The organism is Pseudomonas juntendi (genome assembly GCF_021560075.1).
Taxonomy (GTDB): Bacteria; Pseudomonadota; Gammaproteobacteria; order Pseudomonadales; family Pseudomonadaceae; genus Aquipseudomonas; species Aquipseudomonas juntendi.
Window position 1 is genome coordinate 1,222,725 of the sequence record NZ_CP091088.1, and the last position, 26,989, is coordinate 1,249,713.

A 26,989-nucleotide genomic window follows, 5' to 3' on the forward strand; every position below is an offset into this window, starting at 1 on the left:
TCTCCTAGGATCGAATCAAGTGACCGCTGGCCGCCAGCGGCTGGCCGTCCAGTAATGCACCCTGTTCAGCAAGGCGCAAGCGGCCTTCGGCAAACCAGCGCACTGCCAGCGGGTAGATCAGGTGTTCCTGCTGGTGAACCCGCTGGGCCAGGCTTTCGACGGTGTCGTCTGGCGCCACCGGCACTACTGCCTGTACGACCAGTGGGCCGCCATCGAGTTCCTCAGTCACGAAGTGTACGCTGCAGCCATGCTCGGCGTCGCCTGCCTCCAGCGCCCGGCGGTGGGTATGCAGGCCTTTGTACTTGGGCAGCAACGACGGGTGGATGTTGAGCAGGCGGCCCTGATAGTGGCGCACGAAGTCGCCACTGAGGATGCGCATGAACCCGGCCAGCACTACCAAGTCCGGGGCAAAGCCGTCGATGCGCGCCATCAGCGCTGCATCGAAGGCTTCACGGCCGTCGAACCGGGTGTGGTCAAGCACGGCGCTTTCAATGCCGGCGGCTGCGGCGCGTTGCAGGCCGAAGGCATCGGCGCGGTTGGAGACCACCGCACGAATGCGCACCGGGCTGTCCTGGCCTTGGCAACTGTCGATCATGGCTTGCAGGTTGCTGCCGGAACCCGACAGCAGTACCACTACATTGCAGGTCTTGCTCGGCATCAGTGTGCCTTGAGGTTCTGCAGCTCGACCTGGGCGGCGCCTTCGGCGGCTTCGGCGATGTGGCCGATGACCCATGGCTGTTCACCGGCGGCGCGCAGTTCGTTCAGGGCCGCTTCGACCTGGTCTTGGGCGACGCAGATGACCATGCCAACGCCACAGTTCAGCACGCGGTGCATTTCGTGCTCGTCGACGTTGCCTTTTTCCTGCAGGAAGTCGAACACCGCCGGGCGCTGCCAGCTGGCCACGTCTACCACGGCCTGGGCGTTTTTCGGCAGTACGCGCGGGATGTTGTCGAGCAGGCCGCCACCGGTGATGTGGGCCATGGCTTTGACTGCGCCAGTGTTCTTGATCAGCTGCAGCAGCGGCTTGACGTAGATGCGGGTCGGGGCCATCAGCAGGTCGGTCAGCGGGGTGCCGCCCAGCTGGGTGTTCTCGATGTCGGTGGCCGACACTTCGAGGATCTTGCGGATCAGCGAGTAGCCGTTGGAGTGCGGGCCGGAGGACGGCAGGGCGATCAGTGCATCGCCGGTGGCAACCTTGGAACCGTCGATGATGTCGGCCTTTTCCACCACGCCCACGCAGAAACCGGCCAGGTCGTAGTCTTCGCCTTCGTACATGCCAGGCATTTCGGCGGTTTCACCACCGACCAGCGAGCAGCCGGCCAGTTCGCAACCGGCACCGATGCCGGTGACCACGGTGGCAGCCACGTCGACATTGAGCTTGCCGGTGGCGTAGTAGTCGAGGAAGAACAGCGGCTCGGCGCCGCACACCACCAGGTCGTTGACGCACATGGCGACCAGGTCCTGGCCGATGCTGTCATGCTTGTTGAGGTTCAGCGCCAGGCGCAGCTTGGTGCCGACGCCGTCGGTGCCGGAGACCAGCACCGGCTGCTTGTAGCCGGCCGGGATCTCGCAAAGGGCGCCGAAGCCGCCCAGGCCACCCATGACTTCAGGGCGTGCGGTGCGTTTTGCCACGCCCTTGATGCGTTCGACCAGTGCTTCGCCGGCGTCGATGTCTACACCGGCGTCCTTGTAGCTCAGGGAGGGTTGCTTGCTCATTGATCCAGGCCTTTAGGAGGGAGGGATTCTTAAAAACGACCATGGCGGCCAAGGCCGGCGGGTGAGCGACGGCTGCCTGAAACGTCAGTGGTCTGTGAAGGCGCGCGATTTTATCAGGGTTGCCGGGCAGCGGCCATCCTCAGGCCGACGGGCAGGCCGGTAAATTGCTGAAAAATGGCCCGGGGTGGTTGATGGGGTTGCATATGTATAAGCTGCAACCAGCGAGCCTCAGGCCGCAAGAAAATGCAGCGCCGCGTTGGCGCTGCATTAAGCTTGTAGCGTGAAGCTCACGGCTTGAAGCACGACTGGACGGAATCCTCGATGCGCTTGATCTCTATTCTGGCAGCCGGTTGCCTGGCCCTTGTGTCGGCCGCCGCCATGGCTGAAAACGTCTCCGACCTTTACCAGGTGCACGAACCGTTTGCGGGGCAGGGCGCCGAAGCGCGTACAGCCGCTACCGGCAAGGCCCTCGAAACCCTCATCCTGCGCCTGACCGGTGACCCCAAGGCGGTGCAAAGCCCAGGGTTGGCGGGCCTGCGCAAAGACCCGCAGCAAATCATCAACCAGGTCGGCACCGAGGCGGGCCCGCCGGAATCGGTTGTGGTCGAGTTCGACCCGGGCAGTACCGAGCGCGCACTGCGCAAGGCTGGCCTGGCCTTGTGGGGGAGCAACCGGCCGTCGATCCTCAGCTGGTGGCTCAATGACAGTGTCGAAGGCAGCAGCCTGGTCGGTGATGGCCAGCCCAGTGCCCAGCCACTGCGGCGTGCCGCCCAGCACCGCGGTTTGCCGCTGCGCCTGCCGCTGGCCGACCTGCAGGAGCAATTGGTGGCCAATGCCAAGCAACTCGAAGGCAGCGACCCGGCGCCGCTGCGCGAGGCCGCCGAGCGTTACGGCGCCGACGCCATGCTGGCGGTGCATGCCCAGGAAGCCGATGGCAAGTGGCAAGGTAAATGGCAACTGTGGCTGGGTGACCAGCGCGAGCAGGGCACTGCCGAGGGCACCGACCAGGCCGCACTGGCTGATGCCGTGATGCTGGCGGTGGGCAACCGCCTTGCACCGCGTTATGTCACCCGGCCGGGGGCCAGCAGCCAGTTGCAGGTGCAGGTGCAGGGGATGAACCTGCAGCGCTACGCCGAGTTGGCTCGGGTGCTGGAACCCTATGGCCCACGCTTGCAGTTGGCTGATGGCACCACCCTGACCTACGGCGTGACCGGCAACCGTGAGCAATTGCGTGCCCAGCTGGGCCTGGCCAAGTTGCAGGAGCTGCCGGTGGAACAAACCGCCGCAGTACCGGCCACGCCGGTGCCTACGGGTGGCCAGGCCCCGGCTACCGAGCCTCAACCTACACCCCCGCCGTTCGACGGCCTGCGTTTTCGTTGGTAAGGAGTACTGACATTGACTGACCTGCGTCGCTGGATCTGGCTCGGCGCCATACTACTGGTTGTCGTGCTGCTCTATAGCTTGCACAACATTCTCACGCCCTTTCTGATCGGTATTCTGCTGGCCTACCTGGCCGACCCGCTGGTTGATTGGCTGGAGCGCCGCGGGCTGTCGCGGACATGGGGTGTGGTGGTGGTGTTCGCGCTGTTCACCTTGCTGTTCATGGCGTTGTTGCTGGTGCTGGTGCCGATGCTGGCCAAGCAGCTGGTGCGCTTGTACGAGCTGGCGCCGCAGATGCTTGACTGGTTGCAGCACGTGGCCTTGCCGTGGGTGCAGCAGCGGCTTGGCCTGGCCGATGGTTTCTGGAAGTTCGACAAGATCAAGTCGGCTATCAGCGAGCACATGGGCCAGACCACCGACATTGTCGGGGTGGTGTTGTCGCAGGCGACCGCTTCGAGCCTGGCGCTGATCGCCTGGCTGGCCAACATGGTGATGATTCCGGTCGTGGGCTTCTACCTGCTGCGGGACTGGGACCTGATGATGGCCAAACTGCGCAGCCTGTTGCCCCGCCAACACGAACCCCAGATAGTCGGCCTGGCTGGCGAGTGCCATGAAGTACTGGGGGCCTTCGTTCGCGGGCAGCTGCTGGTGATGGTGGCGTTGGGCATCATCTATTCGGTGGGGCTGATGCTGGTGGGCCTGGAACTGGGCCTGCTGATCGGCATGCTCGCCGGCCTGGCGGCCATCGTGCCGTACATGGGTTTCATCATCGGCATCGGCGCGGCGCTGGTGGCCGGGCTGTTCCAGTTTGGCGGCGACCTGTACCCGATGCTGGGCATTGTCGCGGTGTTCGTCATCGGGCAGGCACTGGAAGGCATGGTGCTGACTCCGTTGCTGGTGGGTGACCGCATCGGCTTGCACCCGGTGGCGGTGATCTTCGCCATCCTCGCGGGGGGCGAGCTGTTCGGTTTTACCGGGGTATTGCTGGCGTTGCCGGTGGCGGCGGTGATCATGGTGCTGCTGCGGCATGTGCATGATCTTTATAAAGAGTCGGACATGTATGCCGGGGAGGTCGACCCAGAGCTGTAACCCCAGCCACCGCGTCGCGGCTTCATGAGGGGCGCTCCTGGCGTGGCGCAGTGTCGGGCGTTGCAGCGCAACCTGTTGATTTTGCTTGCGCTATCGGTTGCCGCGATTGTGCGCCCCGCGTTGCGGGTATAGACTTTGCAGATTGTTCACCTAAGGCCCCCTGCGGTCTCATCGACTGCCCGCGAGCATGAAACCACCGATCCAGTTGCCCCTGGGTGTGCGCCTGCGCGATGACGCCACCTTCATCAACTACTATCCGGGCGCCAATGCTGCGGCATTGGGCTACGTCGAGCGGTTGTGCGAAGCCGACGCCGGCTGGACCGAAAGCCTTATCTACCTGTGGGGCAAGCAGGGTGTCGGCCGCAGCCACCTGCTGCAGGCCGCCACGCACCGTTTCCAGCAGCGCGGTGAGCCCGCGGTCTACCTGCCACTGGCGCAACTGCTCGAGCGTGGCGTAGGGCTGCTCGACTACCTGGCGCAGTATGAACTGGTCTGCATAGACGATCTGCATGTGATCGCCGGCAAGCCAGACTGGGAAGAGGCCATGTTCCACCTGTTCAACCGCCTGCGTGACAGCGGCCGACGCCTGTTGCTGGCCGCTTCGGCATCACCGCGCGAATTGCCGGTGAAATTGCCGGACCTGAAGTCGCGGCTGACCCTGGCCCTGGTGTTCCAGATGCGTGGCCTGTCCGATGAAGACAAGCTGCGTGCGCTACAACTGCGTGCCTCGCGCCGCGGCCTGCACCTCACCGACGAAGTCGGGCATTTCATCCTTACCCGCGGTGCACGCAGCATGAGTGCGCTGTTCGACCTGCTCGAGCGCCTCGACCAGGCATCGCTGCAGGCCCAACGCAAGCTCACCATCCCTTTCCTCAAGGAAACCCTCGGCTGGTAACCCCCTGAAATCCTTGGGCCAGAGCAGCAAAACGAAAAAGTCACATCTTTTTCGATAAAATTTGCAAATGGCCATGATAGAGGGCATAGTTTCCCCCTTCTAAAGGATTACAGACACGGTCGTGCCCATGCTGAAGCGCTTTGCACCCCTCGTGCCACTCGCACTCGTGACCCTGCTTTTTGGCTGCGCGGCCCAAGGCCCGGTTTCCCAGCCCCAGGATCACACCCCTGTCGCCGCTCAGGCGGCAGTTAAAACCCAAGCCTCGCCTTCGTCGGTATTCGGCGAACCGGAAGAGCTGGCTACCGAAGATGACCTGGCGTCGTTCTCCAGCAGCAAGCCTTACCAGCTGCCGGTTCTGGCCGACAGCATCCTGGAACGCGGCATGTCGTTGATCGGCACCCGTTATCGCTTCGGCGGTACCTCGGAAAAGTCCGGCTTCGACTGCAGTGGCTTCATCGGCTACCTGTTCCGCGAAGAGGCGGGCATGACCCTGCCGCGCTCCACGCGTGAAATGATCAACGTCGATGCCCCGAAAGTGGCGCGCAATAAACTCAAGCCAGGTGACCTGCTGTTCTTCAGCACCAATGGCCGCGGTCGCGTCAGCCATGCCGGCATCTACCTGGGTGACAACCAGTTCATCCACTCCAGCAGCCGCCGCAGCGGTGGCGTGCGCATCGACAGCCTCGGTGACCGCTACTGGAGCAAGACCTTCATTGAAGCCAAGCGCGCCTTGGCCATGGCGCCGACCAACATCGCGCGCAACTGATGGCAAAATGCTGTACCCTGCCACGGCGGCGGTGCTTTTGAAAAAAAGCTCGCCGCCGTGCGCATTTACAGAAAGCGTCTAATCTAATTTCTCAACTCTTTTCAGCTGCGGCGCAGCGGTCTCAGACAGGAAGTTATGGCCATGGCAACGATGGCGCGCTTCGCATTCTTCTCCTTGGCAACCTTGCTGGCTGCCTGTTCCAGCCGTGCCCCAGCGCCGGCCCCTGTGATAAAACCCCAGGTCACCTCCTATAGCCAGGCCAGCCCTTCGCCGGTTGCCGATGACGTGTTGATTCGCGCCATTGGTCTGGTGGGCACGCCCTACCGCTGGGGTGGCAATACGCCGGATTCCGGCTTCGATTGCAGCGGCCTGATCAAGTACGTTTACCGGGATGCCGCCGGCATCAGCCTGCCGCGCTCGACGCGGGAGATGATCGTCATGCGGGCGCCCACCGTAAACCTCAACGCGTTGCAGTCCGGTGACCTGGTGTTCTTCGCTACTAGTGGCGGCTCGCAAGTCAGCCATGCAGGTATCTACGTAGGTGATGGGCGCTTTGTGCATGCCCCTTCCACGGGTGGCACCGTGCGCTTGGACTACCTGTCCAACAGCTACTGGGCCAAAGCCTACCTGCAGGCCAAGCGGGTGATTCCACAAGGGCACCTGGCGCAGAACCCCTGATAGCAGGGGATCGGGGCTACGGCGCGGTGGCGGCTGCCTTGCTCACCCGCCAGACCACGTTGCCCACATCGTCTGCCACCAGCACCGCTCCGCGTCCGTCGTTGATGACACCGACCGGGCGCCCCTTGGCCTGGCCCTGTTCATCCAGGAAGCCGCTCAGCAGGTCCACCGGGCTCCCTGCAGGTTTGCCTGCGCGGTCGAACGGCACGAAAATGACCTTGTAGCCACTGTGAGGCTTGCGGTTCCAAGAGCCATGTTGCCCGACGAACGCGCCGCGCTGGAATGGCGCAGGCAGCGCGCCCGGTTCGGCGAACGCCAGCCCCAGCGAGGCGGTGTGCGGCCCCACGGCATAATCGGGGACCAGCGCCTGGGCTACCTTTTGCGGCGCGGGCGGTTGCACACGGCTGTCCACATGCTGGCCGTAGTAACTGTAGGGCCAGCCATAAAAGCCGCCGTCCTTCACGGAGGTGATGTAATCGGGCACCAGGTCGCTGCCGATTTCGTCGCGTTCATTGACGGCAGTCCACAGGCTGCCGGTGTTCGGCTCCCAGGCCAGGCCGTTGGGGTTGCGCAGCCCGGTGGCGAACAACCGGTGCTGGCCGTTGGCCGGGTTCACTTCCCAGATCGCTGCCCGCCCTTGTTCCTTGTCCATTCCGTTCTCGGCGACATTGCTGTTTGAACCGACTGTCACGTAAAGGTGTTTGCCGTCGGCGCTGGCGATCACGTTCTTTGTCCAGTGGTGGTTCAGCGGGCCGCCGGGTAGCGCGGTTACCACCTGGCCTTTGTCGGTGATGTGGGTTGCGCCGCTTTGGTAATGAAAGCGCAGCAGCTTGTCGGTGTCGGCGACGTAGAGGTCATCGCCTATCAAGGCCATGCCGAACGGTGAGTTCAGCCCCTCGATGAACGGCACCTGGGTTTCTGCCGAACCATCGTGATCGGCATCGCGCAGTAAGGTGATGCGGTTGGCGCTGGGTACGCCAGCCCCTGCACGCGCCATGACCTTTTTCATGGCCCAGCCGCGCAGGCTCTTGGCGTCATCCGGCTTGGGTGGGGCATTGGTCTCGGCCACGAGAACGTCGCCGTTTGGCAGCAGGTACAGCCAGCGGGGGTGGTCGAGGCCGCTGGCGAACGCGTTCACCTGAAGGCCGGGGGCTGCCGTGGGTTTTGCATGTTCCGGCCAGCCTACTGCTGGGGCGATGTTCACGGTGGGCAGGGGCGTGCGTACGGGGGCGGGTAGCTGGGGGGAAGGGCCGGTGCCGTCGTTTACACTCAGCAGGGCGGTGTCGCCGCAGGCGGTCAGGCTGGTGGCCAGCAGCCATGGTATGAGGTGTTTCATGGGCGGCGTTCTCCGCAGCGGGCTCATGAGGGTGAGAGGTCGGCCGGGCTTGCAGGGTTCCCGATGGTTTATCGCGGCCTCTGCTACGCGGACGAATACCTATGCGTCGCCTACGCGAACGAATACCCATGCGGTGTAAACGCCCACACCTTTGCAGCGCTTGAAATCCTGAGCGCTGGTTTTGATAGCGCGAAAACTCCAGCTGCAATAGCGACGCATAGTCACCTTTTCGCCCTTACGGCGAGTCACTTTTTGTCAGACGCGACAAAAAGTAACCAAAAAACGCTGCGCTCCCGTCATCCGGCCCCTGCGCTGCGCTCCGCTCGGCCTCCTGAAGTCGCGAAGATCAAGATCAAGATCAAGATCAAGATCAACAGCCAGATCAAAGGCTGTGCGGGGGTTGGTTGCGTGGTGCGAAACCCACGAAAGCGCTGCTGTTGCTTCTGCTTTTTGCTTTTGCTTCTAAGCGCGCGGTAGCACAGGCGACGCAGATTGCGACTTCAGGAGGCCGAGCGAAGGGCATGCGGAGGGAGGTGACGGGCATGGATGCCCGTCAAGCGCTGAGGCCCCAGGGACGGGGCCTGCAGCGCGTACTCCCGGGAGCATGCCCGTAGCGAGGGGACCCCGGAGCGAAGCGTAGGGGCCGGATGACGGGAGCGGGCGGCTTTGGTTACTTTGGCCAAGACCAAAGTAACCCGCCGTAAGGGCGGAAAGGTGACTCGGCGCCGCCTACGCGAACGAATACCCATGCGGTGTAAACGCCCACACCTTTGCAGCGCTTGAAATCCTGAGCGCTGGTTTTGATAGCGCGAAAACTCCAGCTGCGATAGCGACGCATAGTCACCTTTTCGCCCTTACGGCGAGTCACTTTTTGTCAGACGCGACAAAAAGTAACCAAAAAACGCTGCGCTCCCGTCATCCGGCCCCTGCGCTGCGCTCCGGGGTTCCCTCGCTACGGGCATGCTCCCGGGAGTACGCGCTGCAGGCCCCATCCCTGGGGCCTCAGCGCTTGACGGGCATCCATGCCCGTCACCTCCCTCCGCATGCCCTCCGCTCGGCCTCCTGAAGTCGCGAAGATCAAGATCAAGATCAAGATCAAGATCAACAGCCAGATCAAAGGCTGTGCGGGGGTTGGTTGCGTGGTGCGAAACCCACGAAAGCGCTGCTGTTGCTTCTGCTTTTTGCTTTTGCTTCTAAGCGCGCGGTAGCACAGGCGACGCAGATTGCGACTTCAGGAGGCCGAGCGAAGGGCATGCGGAGGGAGGTGACGGGCATGGATGCCCGTCAAGCGCTGAGGCCCCAGGGACGGGGCCTGCAGCGCGTACTCCCGGGAGCATGCCCGTAGCGAGGGGACCCCGGAGCGAAGCGTAGGGGCCGGATGACGGGAGCGGGCGGCTTTGGTTACTTTGGCCAAGACCAAAGTAACCCGCCGTAAGGGCGGAAAGGTGACTCGGCGCCGCCTACGCGAACGAATACCTATGCGGTGTAAACGCCCACACCTTTGCAGAGCTTGAAATCTTGAGCGCTGGTTTTTGGTGGCGTGATAACTCCAGCTGCGATAGCGACGCGTAGTCACCTTTTCGCCCTTACGGCGAGTCACTTTTTGTCAAACGCGACAAAAAGTAACCAAAAAACGCTGCGCTCCCGTCATCCGGCCCCTGCGCTGCGCTCCGGGGTTCCCTCGCTACGGGCATGCTCCCGGGAGTACGCGCTGCAGGCCCCGTCCCTGGGGCCTCAGCGCTTGACGGGCATCCATGCCCGTCACCTCCCTCCGCATGCCCTCCGCTCGGCCTCCTGAAGTCGCGAAGATCAAGATCAAGATCAAGATCAAGATCAAGATCAAGATCAAGATCAACAGCCAGATCAACAGCCAGATCAAAAGCTGGGCAGGGTTTGGTTGCGTGGTGCGAAACCCACGAAAGCGCAGTTGTTGCTTCTGCTTTTTGCTTTTGCTTCTTAGCGCGCGGTAGTTCAGGCGCTGCAGATTGCGACTTCAGAAGCATGCCCGTAGCGAGGGGAACCCGGAGCGCAGCGTAGGGGCCGGATGACGGGAGCGGGCGGCTTTGGTTACTTTGGCCAAGACCAAAGTAACCCGCCGTAAGGGCGGAAAGGTGACTCGGCGCGGCCTACGCGAACGAATACCTATGCGGTTTCAACGCCCACGTTGTTTCAAGCCTGCTTCAGCAACAACGCCACCCCCGGAAAGTACTGCCCCAGCTCGTTATGTAACTTGCGGTACGCATACGGGAAGTACCAGGCCACCGCGCACGCGCTGTGTTTCTGCAAGTCGTCGACCATGTCCTGCAACTCTTCAGGGCTGGCGTGCTGGCCAGCTTTCCATGGGCTGATGAACAAAGCCCCCGCCTTCAACTGGCTGGGGTAGGCCACCTGCCGGGCGCGCACAGCGGTTTCCTGCAATGCAGCTGCCATGTCCAGCTTCGCCAGCCTTGGCCACCGCTGACCCACGCTCAGGTACAGCACTTGGTCAGCACTGCTGATCGACAGATCGCAGCGCCCCTCATGGTCACCTTCATCGCGCTGCTTCTTGCCGGCAAACTGCTGTAACGCCGCCAGCTCAGCCTCCCACGCCGCGGCTGCCAGCACCCCGGCATTGGCAGCCGCGCCGTGCCAGTAAGGTGCCTCGCCATCGCCGTAAAACTGGTTGCAACGGTCAATGCAGTCGACCCAGCGTTCCAGCACCGGGCCAAGGAACTCCAGGTTCGGGTTGTTGATGAGGTGGCCTCGCATGCTGCACTCTCCTTTTGTCATTGTAGTGGCGTACAGTCGCGCGTGATGGCTATGTGCTATCAGTGTGGCACAGCCTGGAGAATTGGCCAGCGTCGCCGCTTTGCAAGTTCGCACTCCCTGCCCACTCCGATTGACGCTCCCGGTACAACCCTCTAACCTTCGCGCGTGTTTCAGGTGCCCTGCCAGCCCCGACTGGGCAGGGTGAAACTGGGAAGCCGGTGGGCGCCAGCAAGGCGCGAGTCCGGCGCTGCCCCCGCAACGGTAGGTGAGTCGCGGCCGCGCAGGGCCACTGGGTGTTTACCCGGGAAGGCGCGCAGGCCAGGGCCAAGGCCCCCTCACAAGCCCGGAGACCGGCCTGATATCTGCCAACGGCATCACGGAGGGTGATGCGCGGTGCACCGTGGCCCCTTGCCATGGCCCCTGCGCGTTCTCCGTCTGCCTGCCTACTCTTTATTGCCGCGCGTTGCCGTGGTGACAGCCAGCGGAGAACCCTGATGAGCGAACCCACCGAACGCGACGAACGCCACTTGGCGCGCATGCTGCGCAAGAAGGCAGTCATCGACGAACGTATCGCCAACTCCCCCAACGAATGCGGCCTGCTGCTGGTGCTGACTGGCAATGGCAAAGGCAAGAGCAGCTCGGCCTTCGGCATGCTTGCGCGGGCCCTGGGCCATGGCATGCAGTGTGGTGTGGTGCAGTTCATCAAAGGCCGCAACAGCACCGGTGAAGAGCTGTTCTTCCGCCGCTTCCCCGAGCAGGTGCGCTACCACGTGATGGGCGAAGGCTTCACCTGGGAAACCCAGGACCGCCAGCGCGACATCGTCGCCGCCGAAGCCGCCTGGGCGGTGTCCCGTCAGCTGCTGCAGGACCCCAGCGTGCAGTTCGTGGTGCTGGACGAGCTGAACATCGCCCTCAAGCACGGCTACCTCGACCTTGACCAGGTCCTGTCCGACATCCAGGCCCGGCCGCCGATGCAGCATGTGATCGTCACTGGCCGCGGGGCCAAGCCTGAAATGGTCGAGCTGGCCGACACCGTGACCGAGATGGGCATGCTCAAGCACGCCTTCCAGGCCGGCATCCGCGCACAGAAAGGCGTAGAGCTGTGAGCCAGGCGCGCCACTGCCCAGCCGTGCTGATCGCGGCTCCCGCCTCCGGCCAGGGCAAGACCACCGTCACCGCCGCACTGGCCCGCCTGCACCGTAACCGCGGGCGCAAGGTGCGGGTGTTCAAGTGCGGGCCGGACTTTCTTGACCCCATGATTCTGGAGCGGGCCAGTGGCGCACCGGTGTACCAGCTGGACCTGTGGATGATCGGCGCGGAGGAAAGCCGCCGGCTGTTGTGGGAAGCGGCAGGGGAGGCCGACCTGATCCTGATCGAAGGGGTGATGGGGTTGTTCGATGGCACCCCCTCCAGTGCCGACCTGGCACGCCATTTCGGTGTGCCGGTGCTGGCAGTGATCGACGGCACGGCCATGGCCCAGACCTTCGGCGCGCTGGCCCTGGGCCTGGCGCGCTACCAGGCCGACCTGCCGTTTGCCGGGGTGCTGGCCAACCGGGTCGGCAGCCTGCGCCACGCACAGCTGCTGGAAGGCAGCCTGACCGAAGGCTTGCGCTGGTATGGCGGGTTGTCCCGCGAGCGTGGCATCGAATTGCCCAGCCGGCACCTGGGCCTGGTCCAGGCCAGCGAACTGAACGATCTCGATGCCCGCCTGGACGCCGCCGCCGAAGCATTGGGGGCCAGTTGCGATGCGGCGCTGCCGCCACCGGTGTGCTTTGCCGAGCCGGCAGTACACGCCTGCGCAGCCTCGCTGGCCGGTGTGCGTATCGGCGTGGCACGCGACGAGGCTTTTGCCTTCACCTACGGTGCCAACCTCGACCTGCTGCGCAGCCTGGGTGCCCAACTGGCCTTCTTCTCGCCGCTGCACGACCGCGAACTGCCTGCGGTGGACAGCCTGTACCTGCCAGGTGGCTACCCCGAATTGCACCATCACGGGCTGGCGGCGAACGCGCCGATGTGCGCAGCGATCCGCGCCCACCATGCCCAGGGCAAGCCGCTGCTGGCCGAATGTGGCGGCATGCTGTACCTGCTCGAGGCGTTGACCGACGTGGCCGGCGAGCGCGCCGAACTGCTCGGCCTGCTGCCAGGGGAGGCGACCATGCAGAAGCGCCTGGCGGCCTTGGCCTTGCAGGCAGTGGAGTTGCCGGAAGGCACCTTGCGCGGGCACACCTACCACCATTCCCTGACCACGACCGGGCTGGACCCGATTGCCCGCGGCCTGAGCCCCAACGGCGGCCGCGGCAATGAAGCGGTGTACCGGATCGGGCGGCTGACCGCCTCCTATGTGCATTTCTATTTCCCCTCCAACCCGCCTGCGGCGGCGGCACTGTTACGGCCATGAGCGAACACGCCTTTAGCGCCGCCGAGCGCGCTGCCATCTACCGGGCCATCGGCGAGCGCCGCGATATGCGCCATTTCGCGGGTGGGGACGTGGCGCCGGCTGTGCTGGCTCGCCTGCTGGCCGCTGCCCACCAGGCGCCGAGCGTCGGGCTCATGCAGCCCTGGCGTTTCATTCGTATCACCCGGCGTGAACTGCGCGGGCAGATCCAGGCCTTGGTCGAGGCGGAGCGGGTGCGCACTGCCCAGGCCCTGGGCGAGCGCTCCGACGCGTTCATGAAACTGAAGGTGGAAGGCATCAACGACTGTGCCGAGGTGCTGGTGGCGGCCTTGATGGACAACCGCGAGCCGCACATCTTCGGTCGCCGTACCCTCCCTGAAATGGACCTGGCGTCGCTGGCCTGTGCCGTTCAGAACCTGTGGCTGGCAGCACGTGGTGAAGGCCTGGGCATGGGCTGGGTGTCGCTGTTCGACCCGCAGGCCCTGGCGGACCTGCTGGGTATGCCGGCGGGGGCCAAACCGGTGGCAGTGCTGTGCCTGGGGCCGGTTACGGCGTTCTACCCGGCGCCCATGCTGGTCCAGGAAAACTGGGCCCAGCAGCGGCCCTTGAGTGAAATGCTGTTCGAAAACCAATGGGGAGAGTGCCAATGAGCGTGGCTATGCTGACCGTGGCTGGCGTGGCCCTGGATGCGTTGCTGGGCGAGCCGCAGCGCCGCCACCCACTGGTGGCTTTCGGCAACATGGCCAATCACCTGGAGCGGCGCCTGAATGCCGGTGGCCGCGGTTGGCGCAGCCACGGTGTCAGCGCCTGGTTTCTGGCCGTGGTGCCGCTGACCCTGGTGGCGCTGGTGCTGTCCTGGCTGCCCTGCATTGGCTGGCTGGTTGATGTGCTGGCGTTGTACTGCGCTGTGGGGCTGCGCAGCCTGGGCGAACATGTGCTGCCAGTGGCTCAGGCGTTGCGCCAGGGCGACCTGGACGAAGCGCGGCGCCGGGTAGGTTTTCTGGTCAGCCGTGAAACCCGCGAGCTGGACGCGCCTGCGGTAGCGCGGGCAGCCACCGAGTCGGTGCTGGAAAATGGCAGCGACGCTGTATTCGCTGCGCTGTTCTGGTTCGTGGTGGCCGGTGCGCCGGGCGTGGTGTTGTACCGCCTGAGCAATACCCTCGATGCCATGTGGGGTTACCGCAATGCGCGTTTCGAGCGCTTTGGCTGGTGCGCAGCGCGCATCGACGACGTGCTCAACTATATTCCCGCCAGGCTGGTGGCGCTGACTTATGCGCTGCTCGGCAAAACCCGTGTGGCCCTGGCCTGCTGGCGCAAGCAGGGCCCCTTGTGGGACAGCCCCAACGCCGGCCCGGTCATGGCGGCCGGTGCAGGTGCGTTAGGTGTCGAACTCGGCGGCCCGGCGGTGTACCACGGCGAGCTGCACGAGCGGCCACGCCTGGGCGAGGGGCCGGCGGCCGATGCCGACGCCATCGAGCGTGGCTGGAACCTGGTGCAGCGCGGCGTATGGCTGTGGTTGCTGGTGATTTGCCTGGGGGCCTACCTGGATGCTTGAACACGGCGGTCGCCTGCTGCGTGCAGTGCACCAATACGGGATTGCCCGTGAGCACTGGCTCGACCTGTCCAGCGGCATCGCGCCGTGGGCGTTTCCCATTCCGCCCATTCCCGTTGAAGCCTGGGCCCGCTTGCCGGAAACCGAGGACGGCCTGGAAGCGGCCGCGCGCCGCTATTACGGCGCCAGCCAGGTATTGCCAGTCGCTGGCTCGCAGGCCGCGATCCAGGCCTTACCGCTGCTGCGTGCCAGCGGACGGGTCGGGGTGCTGGGCCCCTGCTATGCCGAGCACCCCCATGCCTGGCAAAGAGCGGGGCACCAGTTGCTCGAGCTGGACGAAACACAGGTCGAGGCCGCACTCGACGGCCTCGACGTGCTGGTGCTGGTCAACCCCAACAACCCCACAGGGCGCCGCGTGCCCCGTGAGCAGCTGCTGGCCTGGCACGCCCGGCTGGCTGCGCGCGGTGCCTGGCTGCTGGTGGATGAAGCCTTCATGGACAATACCCCCGCAGACAGCGTGGTGGATTGCAGCGCACGCCCTGGTCTGATCGTATTGCGCTCGTTCGGTAAGTTCTTCGGCCTGGCCGGCGTGCGCCTCGGTTTCGTGGCGGCCGAGCACAGCCTGCTGTTGCGCCTGGCCGAGTTGCTTGGCCCGTGGACCGTCAACGGCCCGACCCGGGTGTTGGCCCAAGTCAGCCTGGCTGACCAGGCCGCGCAGCGTGCCCAAACCGAACGCTGTGCCGCCGCCAGCCAGCGACTGGCGGCAATGCTGCACAGCGCAGGCCTGACGCCCACCGGCGGCTGTGACCTGTTCCAGTATGTACGCAGCCCAGGCGCAGCCCACCTGCACGACTTTCTCGCCCGTCGCGGCATTCTGGTGCGGCTGTTCGAGCAGCCTGCCGCAGTACGCCTGGGGCTGCCCGCCAGCCTGGCAGATGAGCAACGCCTGGCCCAGGCCCTGGCGGCCTACCAAAAGGAAACGGCATGACCACCCTCATGGTGCAAGGCACCACCTCCGACGCTGGCAAAAGCACGCTGGTAACTGCATTGTGCCGCTGGCTGTTGCGCCAGGGTGTGGGTGTGGTGCCGTTCAAACCGCAGAACATGGCGCTGAACAGTGCCGTAACCGCCGATGGCGGTGAAATTGGCCGCGCCCAGGCGGTGCAGGCCCAGGCGTGCCGGCTGGCGCCGCACACCGACATGAACCCGGTATTGCTCAAGCCCAACAGTGATACCGGCGCCCAGGTGATCATCCATGGGCGTGCCGTCACCAGCATGAACGCGGTGGCCTACCACGACTACAAAGCTGTCGCCATGCAGGCAGTGCTGGCCTCGCACCAGCGCCTGAGCGCTGCCTGGCCGGTGGTCATGGTCGAGGGCGCGGGGTCGCCGGCAGAAATCAACCTGCGCGCGGGCGACATCGCCAACATGGGCTTTGCCGAAGCGGTCGACTGCCCGGTGATCCTGGTCGCGGACATCAACCGTGGTGGCGTGTTCGCCCACCTGGTGGGCACGCTGGAACTGCTGTCGCCCAGTGAGCAGGCGCGGGTGCAGGGCTTTGTGATCAACCGCTTCCGTGGCGACATCGCGCTGCTGCAACCAGGGCTGGACTGGCTGGAGGCACGCACCGGCAAGCCGGTGCTGGGCGTGTTGCCCTACGTCACCGACCTGCACCTTGAAGCCGAAGATGGCATCGACATGCGCCAGGGCCGCAAGCAGGACCGCGTGCTCAAGGTGATCGTGCCGGTGCTGCCGCGTATCAGCAACCACACCGACTTCGACCCTTTGCGCCTGCATCCGCAGGTAGACCTGCAATTTATCGGCCCTGGCCAGGCGATTCCGGCTGCCGACCTGATCATCCTGCCTGGCTCGAAAAGCGTCCGCGGCGATCTGGCACAGCTGCGCGAGCGCGGTTGGGACAAGGCGATCGAACGCCACCTGCGCTATGGCGGCAAACTGATCGGAATTTGTGGCGGCCTGCAGATGCTCGGCCATGAAGTGCATGACCCGCTGGGGCTTGAAGGGGCTGCCGGTTCAAGCCGCGGGTTGGGCCTGTTCGACTACGCCACCGTGCTCGAAGCCCAGAAGCAGTTGCGTAATGTCACCGGCACGCTGAACCTCGAGGCTGCGGCGGTGAGCGGTTATGAGATCCATGCGGGTGTCACCCGCGGCCCGGCCCTGGCGCAGCCTGCCGTGCAGTTGGCCGATGGCCGCAGCGACGGTGCCATCAGCGACGACGGGCAGGTGCTGGCCACGTACCTGCATGGGCTGTTCGAAGGCAGCCATTCATGTGCCGCCCTGCTGCGCTGGGCGGGCCTGGACGATGTGCAGGTCATTGACTACGAAGCCCTGCGTGAACGTGACATCGAGCGCCTGGCCGACCTGGTGGACGCGCACCTGAACACCACCTTGTTGCGCCAACTGTGCGGGGTGGCCTGACATGCGCAGCCTGATCCTCGGCGGTGCCCGTTCGGGCAAAAGCCGCCTGGCCGAGCAATGGGCCACTGCCAGCGGCCTGCCCGTGACCTACATTGCCACCAGCCAGCCGCTGGACGGTGAAATGAACGAGCGGGTAGCGCTGCACCGGCAACGACGCCCTGCCGCCTGGGGTTTGATCGAAGAGCCCCTGGCATTGGCGGCGGTATTGCGCGCAGAAGCGGCCGAGGGGCGTTGCCTGCTGGTGGATTGCCTGACCCTGTGGCTGACCAACCTGCTGATGCTGGAGGATGACCAACGGCTGGCCCACGAGCGTGATGCGCTGCTCGATTGCCTCGAGCAACTGCCTGGCACGATTATCCTGGTCAGTAACGAAACCGGCCTGGGGGTGGTGCCCATGTGCGAGCTGACCCGGCGTTATGTCGACCTGGCCGGCTGGATGCATCAGGCGGTGGCCGAGCGCTGTCAACGCGTGGTGTTGACGGTTGCCGGGTTGCCATTGGTGCTCAAGGGCGCCGCGCCATGACCCAGCCATGCACCGTGCAACCCCCACTACCCATTGTCCAACCCTGAACAGGCTTCCCCCGATGATCCAACCCTGGTGGCAAACCCCCTGCCAACCCCTCGACAACGCCGCCATGGACCAGGCCCGCGCGCGTCAGCAGCAACTGACCAAGCCTGCCGGCTCGCTTGGCCAGCTGGAAGGCCTGGCCATTCAGCTGGCCGGTTTGCAGGGGCAGGAACGCCCCGTGCTGGACCAGCTGGCCATCACCATTTTTGCTGGTGACCACGGTGTGGTCGAGGAAGGCATCTCGGCCTACCCGCAGGCGGTAACCGGGCAGATGCTGTGCAATTTCGTCGGCGGTGGCGCGGCAATCAGTGTGCTGGCGCGGCAACTGCACGCCAGCCTGGAGGTGGTCGATCTCGGCACCGTCGACCTACAGCTGGAACTGCCCGGCGTGCGCCATTTGCGCCTGGGGGCCGGTACCGCGAACTTTGCCCGGCAGCCGGCGATGACCGAAGACCAGCTGCTGGCAGCCCTGCAGGCGGGCCGCGACAGCGCCTTGCGCGCGGCCGAACAGCGTGCGCAGTTGTTCATTGGTGGCGAGATGGGCATCGGCAACACGACTGCCGCGGCTGCCGTGGCCAGCGCCTTGCTGGGCTGCCCGGCGGCACAGCTGAGCGGGCCTGGTACCGGCCTGGACAACGCGGGTGTGCGGCACAAGGCGCAGGTCATCGAACAGGCGTTGCGTCTGCATGGCCTGCGGGCTGACGCGCCGTTGCAGGCATTGGGGTGCGTTGGCGGGTTCGAGATCGCTGCCCTGGTCGGCGCCTATATCGGCTGCGCGCAGTCGGGTATCGCAGTACTGGTCGATGGCTTCATCTGCAGTGTTGCTGCGCTGGTGGCGGTGCGCCTGAACCCGCAGTGCCGGGCCTGGCTGCTGTTCGCTCACGAAGGTGCCGAGCCTGGGCACAAGGCCCTGCTCGCGGCGCTGCAGGCCGAGCCGTTGCTGGCCCTGGGCCTGCGCCTGGGCGAGGGCAGTGGCGCCGCATTGGCGGTACCGCTGTTACGCCTGGCGTGTGCGCTGCATGGGCAAATGGCGACCTTTGCCGAAGCCGCTGTGGCGGACCGCCCGGCATGATCCTCGACCTGCTGCGCCACGGCGAAACCGAGCAGGGCGGGCTGCGTGGCAGCCTGGATGACGCGCTGACCGACCAAGGCTGGGCCCAGATGCGCAGTGCCGTGGCCGGTGCCGGCCCGTGGCAGGTGTTGGTCAGCTCGCCGCTGCAGCGCTGTGCGCGGTTTGCCGATGAGCTGGGTGCGCACCTGAATTTGCCGGTGTGCCGGGTGCCTGCCCTGCAAGAACTGCACTTTGGTGACTGGGAAGGCCGCAGCGCCGCACAGATCATGCAAGACCAGGCCGATGCGCTGGGGCAGTTCTGGGCAGACCCCTACGCCTTCACGCCGCCTAACGGCGAGCCGGTGCACGCCTTTGCGGCACGGGTGCTGGCGGCGGTCGAGGGGTTGTACCAGCAGCACGCCGGCAAGCGTGTGCTGCTGGTCACCCATGGTGGGGTGATGCGCCTGCTGCTGGCGCGTGCTCGCGGCTTGCCCAGGCACCAACTGTTGCAGGTCGAGGTCGGGCATGGTGCCTTGGTCCGCTTGTTGGTGAGTGAGGGCGGGCTATTGGTCGAGGAAGGTTGAGATGCTGCCGTTGCCGTTCTGGATTGCCTTGCAGTTTCTCAGCAGCTTGCCGGTGAGCCTGCCGGGCATGCCCGCCGCCCGTGAGGTGGGCCGTTCGCTGCTCTATTACCCGCTGGTCGGGCTGCTGTTCGGGTTGCTGTTGTGGCTGGCAAGCCACCTGCTGCAGGGCACGCCGGCGCCGCTGCACGCGGCGTTGCTGTTGGCACTGTGGGTGCTGCTCAGCGGGGCCTTGCACCTGGACGGGCTGGCCGACAGTGCGGACGCCTGGCTGGGCGGCTTTGGCGACCGCGAGCGCACGTTGCGGATCATGAAAGACCCACGCAGCGGGCCAATGGCCGTGGTAACCCTGGTACTGGTGCTGTTGCTGAAGTTCTGTGCCCTTTGGGTGCTGGTCGAGCAGGGCGTCACTGCCCACCTGCTGCTGGCGCCGCTGCTGGGGCGGGCGGCGATGCTGGGTTTGTTTCTGTGCACCCCATACGTGCGGCCAGGTGGCCTGGGGCAGGCATTGGCGGAGCATCTGCCACGGCGCGCCGCGGGCTGGGTACTGCTGGGTTGTGCGCTGTTTTGCCTGTGGCTGGGCGGGTGGAGCGTGGTGCTGGCGCTGGCGGTATTTGCCTGGCTGCGGCAGCTCATGCGCCGACGCCTGGGTGGCACAACGGGCGATACGGCCGGGGCGCTGCTGGAACTGCTTGAGCTGGCGGTGGTGCTTGGCATGGCGCTGGGGCTCTGAGCATCGTGTCACCCAAGCGTCGCCTCGCCCGGCGCCATGAAACTTCTTGCAACAGGCAACACGCGGGTATATACACGTATCCATGCTGACCAGTGAATGCCTTTGTATCCATTTGCGCCGTGCTGCCCGTGGGGTGACCCGGCATTACGACGAAGCCCTTGCCGGCTTCGGGGTGAATGTCGCCCAGTTTTCGCTGTTACGGCACCTGCAGCGCCTTGAGCGTCCCAGCATCACAACCCTGGCCGAGGCCATGGGGCTGGAGCGCAGTACGTTGGGCCGCAACCTGCGTGTGCTGCAGGCTGAGGGCTTGGTAGCCCTGGCCGAGGGCGATGACCAGCGTAACCGTGAGGTGTTGCTGACCGCAGCCGGCAAGCAGTTGCTGCAAGCTGCCCACCCTGCCTGGGAGCAGGCGCAAGCCGATTTGGTGGAACGCCTGGGGGGCGGGCAGCGTGATCAACTGGTGCGCCTGCTGAACCAGCTGGCCTGAAATGATACGACCATAAGCGGGTATATACCCGTAAACCTTGCGATGTGCTGGAGATAACGATAATGACATCGGTGTGGCGAACCAGCGGATGGGTATTGGTGGGGGCAGCGTTGATTCTGGCGTTGTCATTGGGTGTTCGGCACGGTTTCGGCCTGTTCCTGGCGCCCATGAGCGCCGATTTTGGCTGGGGCCGTGAGGTGTTTGCCTTTGCCATTGCCTTGCAGAACCTGATCTGGGGGCTGGCGCAACCCTTTGCCGGCGCCTTGGCCGACCGCCTGGGCGCGGCCCGGGTGGTGATCATCGGCGGTATTCTTTATGCCGTGGGGTTGGTCCTGATGGGCACGGCCGACTCGGCCTGGTCGTTGTCGCTGAGTGCGGGCTTGCTGATTGGTATCGGCCTCTCCGGCACTTCGTTTTCGGTGATCCTCGGTGTGGTCGGGCGGGCTGTGCCGGCCGACAAGCGCAGCATGGCCATGGGCATCGCCAGCGCCGCAGGTTCGTTCGGCCAGTTCGCCATGTTGCCGGGTACCCTGGGCCTCATCCAGTGGCTGGGTTGGTCGGCGGCCCTGTTGGTATTGGGGCTGCTGGTGGCATTCATCGTGCCTTTTGTGGGCCTGCTGCGCGACCGCCCATTGCCCAGCCATGGTGCCGAGCAGACGCTGGGCCAGGCGTTGCGTGAAGCGTGTTCGCATCCTGGGTTCTGGCTCCTGGCGTTGGGCTTCTTCGTCTGCGGTTTCCAGGTGGTATTCATCGGCGTGCACCTGCCGGCCTACCTGGTTGACCAGCATCTGCCCGCGAGTACCGGTACCACGGTGCTGGCGCTGGTTGGGCTGTTCAACATTATCGGCACCTTCACGGCTGGCTGGCTGGGTGGGCGTATGTCCAAACCGCGCTTGCTGACCGGGCTTTACCTGCTGCGGGCGGTGGTGATCGTGCTGTTCCTGTGGGCGCCGGTGACTCAGTTCAGTGCCTACCTGTTCGGTATCGCCATGGGGCTGCTGTGGTTGTCTACCGTGCCGCTGACCAATGGCACCGTGGCGACCGTGTTCGGGGTGCGCAACCTTTCCATGCTGGGCGGTATCGTGTTCCTGTTCCACCAGCTGGGTGCGTTCCTGGGGGGCTGGCTGGGTGGGGTGGTGTACGACCGCACGGGCAGCTATGACCTGGTGTGGCAGATCTCCATCCTGCTCAGCGTGTTGGCTGCCGCCCTGAACTGGCCGGTACGCGAACGCCCGGTCGCCCGCTTGCAGGCGCAGGCAGCATGAGCCGCTATTGGGTTCGCGGGCTGCTGGCTGTTGCCGGAATATTGCTGCTGGCGCTGGTGTGGTGGGGCTGGCACCGCGGGGGCTTGGCGTTGATGCAGTTGGGCATGAGCGTCTGTTAGGCGCTACCCTGCAAGCTCAAGGCTTGGATTGCGGGAGCAACAGACATGCGTATACAGGGGTTGACGGTGACGGTGCTGGGCTTGCTGGCCAGTGCGTCGAGCTGGGCGGCCGATTGCCCGGCGTTATTGCAGGGCAGCTTGCCGGAATTGCGGGGCAAGGGGCAGATCGAGCTGTGCGAGCGGTTTGCCGGTAAGCCTCTGGTGGTGGTGAACACCGCCAGTTACTGTGGTTTTGCGCCGCAGTTCGAGGGGCTTGAAGCAACGTACAAGGCGTATCACGAACAGGGCCTGGAGATGTTGGGTGTGCCGTCCAATGACTTCAAGCAGGAAGACGCCGATAGCGAGAAGACGGCCAAGGTGTGCTATGCCAACTACGGTGTGACGTTCACCATGACCAAGGCCCAGCCGGTTCGGGGCAAGGATGCGATTCCGTTGTTCGTTGAATTGGCCAACCAGAGCAGTGCGCCGAAGTGGAACTTCTACAAATATGTGGTTGATCGCAAGGGCAAGGTGATTGGTAATTTTTCCAGCCTGACCAAGCCGGATGATCCGGCGTTCCGGGCGGCTATCGAGAAGGCTATTGCGTCGCAGTGATGGGGGGGTTATTGCCTAGCTTGAAAGCTTTTTGGCGCTGGTTTTGGTGGCGCGAAAACTCCAGCTGCGATAGCGACGCATAGTCACCTTTTCGCCCTTACGGCGAGTCACTTTTTGTCAGACGCGACAAAAAGTGACCAAAAAACGCTGCGCTCCCGTCATCCGGCCCCTGCGCTGCGCTCCGGGGTTCCCTCGCTACGGGCATGCTCCCGGGAGTACGCGCTGCAGGCCCCATCCCTGGGGCCTCAGCGCTTGACGGGCATCCATGCCCGTCACCTCCCTCCGCATGCCCTCCGCTCGGCCTCCTGAAGTCGCGAAGATCAAGATCAAGATCAAGATCAAGATCAGGATCAAGATCAAGATCAACAGCCAGATCAAAAGCCAGATCAAAAGCTGTGCGGGGGTTGAAGAGGTGGGCCAGCGCCACCTGTGCCAGCGGTAGGCGACCTCACTTGGCATGCACCGTGATCGCCACCAGCCGTACAACCACCGGCCTCACCATCAATACACAGACAAACGCCACCGGCATCGCCAACTGATAGGCCTTCAATACATTGCTCAGGTAGTCCGGGGTAACCCCAGCGTTCGCTGCTGTAATAACAAAGCTCATCAATAACGCCATGATCGAAGACATGTAGAACGCGAAAACATAGGGCGTGGCAACGGGGTGCAATTTGCGGCGGCGGCGGGTGGGGGACAGATCGTTCATGCGTACTCCTTGAAGTTAAGTGAAGCCGTAGGCTAGCAACCCTCGCAATGGCAGCAGTAGACCAGCAATACTGAGTTCTTTATAAAGAGATGCTTACGAATCAAGGGCCACTGCATGGACCTGCTCAACGCCATCCGTTGCTTCATCAAGGTCGTCGAAGCCGGCAGCATTGCCGCTGGCGCCCGTAACCTCGGCCTCACCCCGGCCGCGGTCAGCCAGAACCTCGCCCGCCTGGAAAGCCACCTGCAAGTGCGCCTGCTTACCCGCACAACCCGTAGCATGTCCCTGACACCCGCAGGCAACCAGTACTACCAACGTGTCAGCCATATCGAACGTGACCTTGCCGAAGCCGAGCAGGCCATCACCACCCCAGACAGTGAACCCCAGGGCCGACTGTGCATTGCTTCGACCTCGGCCTTCGGTCGCCATGTACTGGCTCCCCTGATACCCGCATTCAGCGCCCGTTATCCACTGCTTTCGATAGAATTGGTAACGACCGATCGCCGCGTCAACCATGCCCGTGAAGATGTCGATGTGAGCCTGCGCATCACCCCGCAGTTGGAAGAGCAGCTGCTGGCCCGGCACATCGCCCGTATCCCGTTCATTTGCTGCGCCTCCCCCGGCTACTTGCGAAGCGCCGGCCTACCAAGCACGCCTGAGGCTCTGCGCGATCACCGGTGCCTGGTGTTCCGCTACCCGGTGGACGGCCGCCTGCTACGGTGGGGGTTTATGCGCGACGGGCTGCGCTTCGAGCCGGTGTTCGGCAACGTGCTCATCAGCGACGACATCGATGCGCTGACCCACATGGCCGTGCATGATGGTGGTATTACCCGCCTGGCCGAATTCATCGTGCGGCCACATCTGGCTTCAGGTGCGCTGGTGCCGTTGTTTGAATACAGCGACAACGGCCAGGCATACGCCCAGACCGAGCCGATGGACATCTACCTGTGCCTGGCGGACCGCTTTGCCATGACGCCTGCTGTGCGCGTGTTCACGGCGTACCTGCGTGAACACCTGGCTGACACCTGGCAAGTCCAGACGTGAAAAACCGCCACGAGGGTAATGCCAGTCAGTTAAGTAATTTGGGGCCGCTTTGCGACCCTTCGCGGGCACGCCCGCTCCCACAGGGAATCGCGCTTTTCTTGAGTTCAGCGCCAAACCTGTGGGAGCGGGCGTGCCCGCGAAGGGCTGCAAAGCAGCCCCAGTAACGCTTAACTGACAGGCATCAACCGCGAGGGCGGTTTGTTTCAGGCAGCGCGTACCGTCAGAAACGATAGGTAAGCGACGCACCAACACCGTGCGCGCTGTTCTCGTACTTGGCCTGGTAGCTGCCCTTGGTTGCGCTGACCTGGTTGACCTTGGTGTCTTCTTCCCAAAGGTAGGAATACGCCACGTCAATAGTCATGTCGTCATTCGGGCTCCAGCCTGCGCCCAGGCTGAACACCTTGCGATCACCTGTCGGGATGCGCGGCGAACGGTCGTGGTTGTTGGTTGGCGATTGGTCAACGGTAAAGCCGGTACGCAGTACCCACTCCTTGTTGACCTTGTACGATGCACCAATGGCGTGTGCCCAGGTATCGTGCCAGTTCTGCTCCTCGGTAATGGTCTGGAATGCCGAACCTGCCAGTGGCGCAGGCACATCGTTCTGCACGGTGATGTTTTCCAGGCGGCTCCAGCGCGTCCAGGTGCTGCCCGCGTACAGGGTCCACTGGTCATCGAGTTCGTGTGTAACCGAAAGGTCGACCGATTCCGGCGTCTTGATCTTCAGGCTGGCATCGAACTTGTTGCCGTTAAACGGCCCGATCAGCGGGGTGCTGACGCGGGTCTTGCCTTCCAGCTTGTAATCGACCATCGAGTGGTAGGTCAGGCCGACGCGGGTGCGGTCGGTGGCCTGCACCATAAGGCCGATGTTGTAACCAACGGCAGTATCGTCACCCTTGATTTTCACTTCACCATCGTTGCGGCCCGGGGTGAATGGGTTGATCAGGCTGGAGCCCAGCTCACCCTTGATGCGGTTGATCGTTGGACCAAAACCGATCGAGACCTTGTCGTTGAAGGCGTAGCTGACGGTGGGCTGGAAGGTGACGACCTCGACGTGGCTCTTTTTGCCCCAATAGCGCGCAGCGTCATCGCTGCCGTAGTCGGTCACCAGGCCGAACGGCACATAGACACCGAAGCCGACGCTCCAGTGGTCGTCGATAGGTTTGACGTAGTAGCCCATGGGCACGCCAACGACCGGCACCATGTCACCATCGGTTTCCCCCCCGAGGTTGCTGCCAGGCCCGGAAATGTCGGTTTTGGCGATGACGGCTGCGCCGCCCACGGTGAACTGTTCACGTTTGAGGCGGGACATGCCGGCCGGGTTGCCAAACACGGTGCTGGCATCTTCGGCAGAAGAAGAACGTCCCGCGAAACCTGTCCCCATGCTGCTGATGCTCTGTTCGTTCAATGCAAAGCCGCTGGCGAGCAGTTGGCTGGATGCAAGAGCAACGGCTACGCCGAGGGAGGTTTTGAGCATTACTTTTTTCATTATTAGAAAACTCCTTGGGATCTCCGGGGCGAAAAGCTACCAACAAATGACGCGCCGCGCTATAGCCTCAATCGCAGGAGTTAGAGCGGTTTTGTAGGACAATCCGACCAAAATTCCCTTTTTTCCGGCTTTGATGTAGGACGCTTCTCAAGATGCCTGGGGCAATCTTTGATCCACGCAGGTGTGCCAAGCATGAGTGAAGTCGCGCAAGCGGCCTTGGGGGTAGAAAATCTGACGCCATATGCGCGCCAGTGCCAGTAAATCGTCAGCGGCGGGCAAGGGCATGGCGTGCTCTTCGACGAGCATCCAGGCAATGGCCGTGGAGTATCGCAGGTTGACCGTAAGCTCGAGGTGCGGGCCGCCCAGGAAGGCATGCTGGCTCGCCAGGCCCCGGACGAGGCTGGCCAGGTCGGGATCACGGGCCAGGTAGTTATCCCACAGCGCTTGGTGGCGGTGTTCGCCAATGCGGTAGAGGCCGTGCCCGCGTCGGTCGTGCAAGGCAGCCCCGAGTGCCGACTGGCTGGCGGCAATGCCCAGTAACAAGGCTTCTGCGCTGGCGCAGTGACGGTTCAGGTAAACCAGGGTGGGCCGTATCACATACTGACACAATTCATTCGCCGCAATACCCATGATGCCCTCGAACAGTAAAGGGCCGGACGGGCGCTGGAGCTTGGCAGCTGGTGAAGGAGTCAGGCCCGCCGGAAGCGGCAAGTACCGCTCGAGTTGAAGTGTAGTGTGATAATCGTGGTGTAAAGAGCTGTTTTTAAATCAATTGCTGCCTGACGTTGCGGGGTATATGCCCTAAGGCAATTACGCCGTGAACGTTCAGGCAGGTAGACGATGGCATGATTCAGCGTATGAATACTGCAGCATTCGCCGCTCACGCGGTGAGCGACTGGCGAGTCCTTGCAATGACTGCCTGCAAGGGTTCATTGCGGCTGTACTGTTCAGGGTACAGGCGCTCGGTGTGGCAGGCGACGCCGTGTTCGTCTACCAGGGTAAAGCTGAAGCTGCCTTTGCGTGGGGCAACGATAAGGCACTTCAACGGCGAGAAGGCCTGGGAAAGGGTGCCAATGGCAGCCTGAATCTGATGATGGGTTTGCATATTGTTGGATGTTCCTGCTTTAAACACGGGGAGTATGATCCGTGCATGATAGAAACGTTCCAGTGACGCCATTATTAAGGGACGAGCGAACCTGACTGGAACAGGGCAGCCAGAGGGGCGCAATCAAATGTGGGCGCTTGGGCTGACTGGTAGGTACTTCAGAAGGCAGGCAGCACGCCGGGGCCAAGGTTCGCGGCCATCGGGGTGGGATCCTGATCAATCTGTCGGGTGATTCGTGCTTGACCAGCCTGTG

General features: G+C 63.8%; 30 protein-coding genes and 1 riboswitch. Of the genes, 22 read left to right on the forward strand and 8 right to left on the reverse strand.

Annotated features, from left to right (window positions below; translation table 11 throughout):
* Window positions 1-4: 4 nt before the first annotated feature.
* Together purN and purM are read right to left on the reverse strand one after the other, a co-directional pair.
* On the reverse strand, window positions 5-658 hold the full coding sequence (gene purN, locus L1P09_RS05575) for a phosphoribosylglycinamide formyltransferase (RefSeq protein WP_029886607.1): 654 nt from the start codon (window positions 656-658) through the stop codon (window positions 5-7).
* Window positions 658-1,716, reverse strand: coding sequence for a phosphoribosylformylglycinamidine cyclo-ligase (gene purM, locus L1P09_RS05580; RefSeq protein WP_009683953.1), 1,059 nt, complete (start codon window positions 1,714-1,716; stop codon window positions 658-660). Before purM ends, purN begins: the two co-directional genes overlap by 1 nt.
* Window positions 1,717-2,037: 321 nt before the next feature.
* Here purM and L1P09_RS05585 point away from each other — a divergent pair, with 321 nt between their 5' ends.
* The 5 genes from L1P09_RS05585 to L1P09_RS05605 all read left to right on the forward strand — a co-directional run bounded on the left by L1P09_RS05585 (window position 2,038) and on the right by L1P09_RS05605 (window position 6,524).
* A complete protein-coding gene (locus L1P09_RS05585; protein WP_029886608.1) occupies window positions 2,038-3,099 on the forward strand; it encodes a DUF2066 domain-containing protein in 1,062 nt (353 codons plus the stop codon).
* 12 nt (window positions 3,100-3,111) lie between these two features.
* Window positions 3,112-4,185, forward strand: coding sequence for an AI-2E family transporter (locus L1P09_RS05590; RefSeq protein ID WP_029886609.1), 1,074 nt, complete (start codon window positions 3,112-3,114; stop codon window positions 4,183-4,185).
* Between the two features lie 187 nt (window positions 4,186-4,372).
* Window positions 4,373-5,080: a DnaA regulatory inactivator Hda gene (gene hda, locus L1P09_RS05595; RefSeq protein WP_009683956.1), complete on the forward strand. Its 708-nt coding sequence runs from the start codon at window positions 4,373-4,375 to the stop codon at window positions 5,078-5,080.
* A gap of 127 nt (window positions 5,081-5,207) precedes the next feature.
* Entirely contained in the window at window positions 5,208-5,846 is a 639-nt protein-coding gene (locus L1P09_RS05600; RefSeq protein ID WP_009683957.1) for a C40 family peptidase, read from the forward strand.
* Between the two features lie 141 nt (window positions 5,847-5,987).
* Window positions 5,988-6,524: a C40 family peptidase gene (locus L1P09_RS05605; RefSeq protein WP_029886610.1), complete on the forward strand. Its 537-nt coding sequence runs from the start codon at window positions 5,988-5,990 to the stop codon at window positions 6,522-6,524.
* A gap of 16 nt (window positions 6,525-6,540) precedes the next feature.
* On the opposite strand, the gene L1P09_RS05610 is transcribed toward L1P09_RS05605, so the two are convergent.
* Window positions 6,541-7,860, reverse strand: coding sequence for a PQQ-dependent sugar dehydrogenase (locus L1P09_RS05610; protein WP_235768568.1), 1,320 nt, complete (start codon window positions 7,858-7,860; stop codon window positions 6,541-6,543).
* A 1,754-nt stretch (window positions 7,861-9,614) separates the two neighbouring features.
* On the opposite strand from L1P09_RS05610, the gene L1P09_RS05615 reads away from it, so the two are divergent.
* The gene (locus L1P09_RS05615; RefSeq protein ID WP_232893112.1) at window positions 9,615-9,830 is read left to right on the forward strand and encodes a hypothetical protein; all 216 of its coding nucleotides are present in this window, start codon (window positions 9,615-9,617) and stop codon (window positions 9,828-9,830) included.
* A gap of 199 nt (window positions 9,831-10,029) precedes the next feature.
* On the opposite strand, the gene L1P09_RS05620 is transcribed toward L1P09_RS05615, so the two are convergent.
* Window positions 10,030-10,608 carry a hypothetical protein gene (locus tag L1P09_RS05620; RefSeq protein ID WP_029887556.1) on the reverse strand — a complete coding sequence of 193 codons (579 nt, stop codon included), beginning with the start codon at window positions 10,606-10,608 and terminating at the stop codon, window positions 10,030-10,032.
* Between the two features lie 155 nt (window positions 10,609-10,763).
* A riboswitch (cobalamin riboswitch) is annotated at window positions 10,764-10,981 on the forward strand.
* 121 nt (window positions 10,982-11,102) lie between these two features.
* Here L1P09_RS05620 and cobO point away from each other — a divergent pair.
* From cobO to L1P09_RS05690, 15 genes are all read left to right on the forward strand, one after another.
* Window positions 11,103-11,714, forward strand: a complete 612-nt coding sequence (gene cobO, locus L1P09_RS05625; RefSeq protein ID WP_235768569.1) for a cob(I)yrinic acid a,c-diamide adenosyltransferase — start codon at window positions 11,103-11,105, stop codon at window positions 11,712-11,714.
* Window positions 11,711-13,006: a cobyrinate a,c-diamide synthase gene (locus L1P09_RS05630; protein ID WP_029887558.1), complete on the forward strand. Its 1,296-nt coding sequence runs from the start codon at window positions 11,711-11,713 to the stop codon at window positions 13,004-13,006. Before cobO ends, L1P09_RS05630 begins: the two co-directional genes overlap by 4 nt.
* Window positions 13,003-13,653: a 5,6-dimethylbenzimidazole synthase gene (gene bluB, locus L1P09_RS05635; RefSeq protein WP_029887559.1), complete on the forward strand. Its 651-nt coding sequence runs from the start codon at window positions 13,003-13,005 to the stop codon at window positions 13,651-13,653. Before L1P09_RS05630 ends, bluB begins: the two co-directional genes overlap by 4 nt.
* Window positions 13,650-14,558, forward strand: coding sequence for an adenosylcobinamide-phosphate synthase CbiB (gene cbiB / locus L1P09_RS05640; protein ID WP_029887560.1), 909 nt, complete (start codon window positions 13,650-13,652; stop codon window positions 14,556-14,558). The genes bluB and cbiB overlap by 4 nt, the downstream gene beginning before the upstream one ends.
* A complete protein-coding gene (cobD, locus tag L1P09_RS05645) occupies window positions 14,551-15,543 on the forward strand; it encodes a threonine-phosphate decarboxylase CobD (RefSeq protein WP_029887561.1) in 993 nt (330 codons plus the stop codon). Before cbiB ends, cobD begins: the two co-directional genes overlap by 8 nt.
* Window positions 15,540-16,994, forward strand: a complete 1,455-nt coding sequence (locus L1P09_RS05650) for a cobyric acid synthase (protein WP_029887562.1) — start codon at window positions 15,540-15,542, stop codon at window positions 16,992-16,994. The genes cobD and L1P09_RS05650 overlap by 4 nt, the downstream gene beginning before the upstream one ends.
* Window position 16,995: 1 nt before the next feature.
* Complete coding sequence (gene cobU, locus L1P09_RS05655; RefSeq protein WP_235768571.1) at window positions 16,996-17,517, forward strand: bifunctional adenosylcobinamide kinase/adenosylcobinamide-phosphate guanylyltransferase; 522 nt, start codon at window positions 16,996-16,998, stop codon at window positions 17,515-17,517.
* Between the two features lie 61 nt (window positions 17,518-17,578).
* Window positions 17,579-18,634, forward strand: a complete 1,056-nt coding sequence (cobT, locus tag L1P09_RS05660; protein ID WP_110680033.1) for a nicotinate-nucleotide--dimethylbenzimidazole phosphoribosyltransferase — start codon at window positions 17,579-17,581, stop codon at window positions 18,632-18,634.
* Entirely contained in the window at window positions 18,631-19,197 is a 567-nt protein-coding gene (locus tag L1P09_RS05665) for a histidine phosphatase family protein (protein ID WP_029887565.1), read from the forward strand. The genes cobT and L1P09_RS05665 overlap by 4 nt, the downstream gene beginning before the upstream one ends.
* A 1-nt stretch (window position 19,198) precedes the next feature.
* Entirely contained in the window at window positions 19,199-19,927 is a 729-nt protein-coding gene (locus L1P09_RS05670; protein WP_029887566.1) for an adenosylcobinamide-GDP ribazoletransferase, read from the forward strand.
* A gap of 82 nt (window positions 19,928-20,009) precedes the next feature.
* Window positions 20,010-20,414, forward strand: a complete 405-nt coding sequence (locus L1P09_RS05675) for a MarR family winged helix-turn-helix transcriptional regulator (RefSeq protein ID WP_009686204.1) — start codon at window positions 20,010-20,012, stop codon at window positions 20,412-20,414.
* A 62-nt stretch (window positions 20,415-20,476) separates the two neighbouring features.
* Complete coding sequence (locus L1P09_RS05680; protein WP_290129258.1) at window positions 20,477-21,679, forward strand: MFS transporter; 1,203 nt, start codon at window positions 20,477-20,479, stop codon at window positions 21,677-21,679.
* Entirely contained in the window at window positions 21,676-21,798 is a 123-nt protein-coding gene (locus tag L1P09_RS26150) for a hypothetical protein (RefSeq protein ID WP_256217120.1), read from the forward strand. The genes L1P09_RS05680 and L1P09_RS26150 overlap by 4 nt, the downstream gene beginning before the upstream one ends.
* A gap of 45 nt (window positions 21,799-21,843) precedes the next feature.
* Window positions 21,844-22,392: a glutathione peroxidase gene (locus L1P09_RS05685; protein WP_110680030.1), complete on the forward strand. Its 549-nt coding sequence runs from the start codon at window positions 21,844-21,846 to the stop codon at window positions 22,390-22,392.
* A 265-nt stretch (window positions 22,393-22,657) separates the two neighbouring features.
* Window positions 22,658-22,834, forward strand: a complete 177-nt coding sequence (locus tag L1P09_RS05690) for a hypothetical protein (RefSeq protein ID WP_235768572.1) — start codon at window positions 22,658-22,660, stop codon at window positions 22,832-22,834.
* Between the two features lie 6 nt (window positions 22,835-22,840).
* Here the strand turns inward: L1P09_RS05690 and L1P09_RS05695 are convergent, their stop codons facing one another.
* Window positions 22,841-23,101, reverse strand: a complete 261-nt coding sequence (locus tag L1P09_RS05695) for a DUF2798 domain-containing protein (protein WP_009686210.1) — start codon at window positions 23,099-23,101, stop codon at window positions 22,841-22,843.
* 114 nt (window positions 23,102-23,215) lie between these two features.
* On the opposite strand from L1P09_RS05695, the gene L1P09_RS05700 reads away from it, so the two are divergent.
* On the forward strand, window positions 23,216-24,145 hold the full coding sequence (locus L1P09_RS05700) for a LysR family transcriptional regulator (RefSeq protein WP_029888088.1): 930 nt from the start codon (window positions 23,216-23,218) through the stop codon (window positions 24,143-24,145).
* 220 nt (window positions 24,146-24,365) lie between these two features.
* Here L1P09_RS05700 and L1P09_RS05705 read toward each other — a convergent pair whose 3' ends face one another.
* The 3 genes from L1P09_RS05705 to L1P09_RS05715 form a co-directional block, all read right to left on the reverse strand.
* Window positions 24,366-25,631: an OmpP1/FadL family transporter gene (locus L1P09_RS05705; RefSeq protein WP_029886693.1), complete on the reverse strand. Its 1,266-nt coding sequence runs from the start codon at window positions 25,629-25,631 to the stop codon at window positions 24,366-24,368.
* 147 nt (window positions 25,632-25,778) lie between these two features.
* Window positions 25,779-26,261, reverse strand: coding sequence for a hypothetical protein (locus L1P09_RS05710; protein ID WP_029886692.1), 483 nt, complete (start codon window positions 26,259-26,261; stop codon window positions 25,779-25,781).
* Between the two features lie 250 nt (window positions 26,262-26,511).
* Window positions 26,512-26,736 (reverse strand): hypothetical protein, encoded by a 225-nt coding sequence (locus tag L1P09_RS05715; protein WP_009686213.1) that lies wholly within the window; start codon window positions 26,734-26,736, stop codon window positions 26,512-26,514.
* Window positions 26,737-26,989 lie beyond the last annotated feature (253 nt).

Coding starts and splice junctions, on each gene's coding strand:
- purN (WP_029886607.1), bottom strand. CDS start 658: ATGCCGAGCAAGACCTGCAATGTAGTGGTACTGCTGTCGGGTTCCGGC.
- purM (WP_009683953.1), bottom strand. CDS start 1,716: ATGAGCAAGCAACCCTCCCTGAGCTACAAGGACGCCGGTGTAGACATC.
- L1P09_RS05585 (WP_029886608.1), top strand. CDS start 2,038: ATGCGCTTGATCTCTATTCTGGCAGCCGGTTGCCTGGCCCTTGTGTCG.
- hda (WP_009683956.1), top strand. CDS start 4,373: ATGAAACCACCGATCCAGTTGCCCCTGGGTGTGCGCCTGCGCGATGAC.
- L1P09_RS05600 (WP_009683957.1), top strand. CDS start 5,208: ATGCTGAAGCGCTTTGCACCCCTCGTGCCACTCGCACTCGTGACCCTG.
- L1P09_RS05605 (WP_029886610.1), top strand. CDS start 5,988: ATGGCAACGATGGCGCGCTTCGCATTCTTCTCCTTGGCAACCTTGCTG.
- L1P09_RS05610 (WP_235768568.1), bottom strand. CDS start 7,860: ATGAAACACCTCATACCATGGCTGCTGGCCACCAGCCTGACCGCCTGC.
- L1P09_RS05615 (WP_232893112.1), top strand. CDS start 9,615: ATGCCCGTCACCTCCCTCCGCATGCCCTCCGCTCGGCCTCCTGAAGTC.
- L1P09_RS05620 (WP_029887556.1), bottom strand. CDS start 10,608: ATGCGAGGCCACCTCATCAACAACCCGAACCTGGAGTTCCTTGGCCCG.
- cobO (WP_235768569.1), top strand. CDS start 11,103: ATGAGCGAACCCACCGAACGCGACGAACGCCACTTGGCGCGCATGCTG.
- bluB (WP_029887559.1), top strand. CDS start 13,003: ATGAGCGAACACGCCTTTAGCGCCGCCGAGCGCGCTGCCATCTACCGG.
- cbiB (WP_029887560.1), top strand. CDS start 13,650: ATGAGCGTGGCTATGCTGACCGTGGCTGGCGTGGCCCTGGATGCGTTG.
- cobD (WP_029887561.1), top strand. CDS start 14,551: ATGCTTGAACACGGCGGTCGCCTGCTGCGTGCAGTGCACCAATACGGG.
- L1P09_RS05650 (WP_029887562.1), top strand. CDS start 15,540: ATGACCACCCTCATGGTGCAAGGCACCACCTCCGACGCTGGCAAAAGC.
- cobU (WP_235768571.1), top strand. CDS start 16,996: ATGCGCAGCCTGATCCTCGGCGGTGCCCGTTCGGGCAAAAGCCGCCTG.
- cobT (WP_110680033.1), top strand. CDS start 17,579: ATGATCCAACCCTGGTGGCAAACCCCCTGCCAACCCCTCGACAACGCC.
- L1P09_RS05665 (WP_029887565.1), top strand. CDS start 18,631: ATGATCCTCGACCTGCTGCGCCACGGCGAAACCGAGCAGGGCGGGCTG.
- L1P09_RS05670 (WP_029887566.1), top strand. CDS start 19,199: ATGCTGCCGTTGCCGTTCTGGATTGCCTTGCAGTTTCTCAGCAGCTTG.
- L1P09_RS05675 (WP_009686204.1), top strand. CDS start 20,010: ATGCTGACCAGTGAATGCCTTTGTATCCATTTGCGCCGTGCTGCCCGT.
- L1P09_RS05680 (WP_290129258.1), top strand. CDS start 20,477: ATGACATCGGTGTGGCGAACCAGCGGATGGGTATTGGTGGGGGCAGCG.
- L1P09_RS26150 (WP_256217120.1), top strand. CDS start 21,676: ATGAGCCGCTATTGGGTTCGCGGGCTGCTGGCTGTTGCCGGAATATTG.
- L1P09_RS05685 (WP_110680030.1), top strand. CDS start 21,844: ATGCGTATACAGGGGTTGACGGTGACGGTGCTGGGCTTGCTGGCCAGT.
- L1P09_RS05690 (WP_235768572.1), top strand. CDS start 22,658: ATGCCCGTCACCTCCCTCCGCATGCCCTCCGCTCGGCCTCCTGAAGTC.
- L1P09_RS05695 (WP_009686210.1), bottom strand. CDS start 23,101: ATGAACGATCTGTCCCCCACCCGCCGCCGCCGCAAATTGCACCCCGTT.
- L1P09_RS05700 (WP_029888088.1), top strand. CDS start 23,216: ATGGACCTGCTCAACGCCATCCGTTGCTTCATCAAGGTCGTCGAAGCC.
- L1P09_RS05705 (WP_029886693.1), bottom strand. CDS start 25,631: ATGAAAAAAGTAATGCTCAAAACCTCCCTCGGCGTAGCCGTTGCTCTT.
- L1P09_RS05710 (WP_029886692.1), bottom strand. CDS start 26,261: ATGGGTATTGCGGCGAATGAATTGTGTCAGTATGTGATACGGCCCACC.
- L1P09_RS05715 (WP_009686213.1), bottom strand. CDS start 26,736: ATGCAAACCCATCATCAGATTCAGGCTGCCATTGGCACCCTTTCCCAG.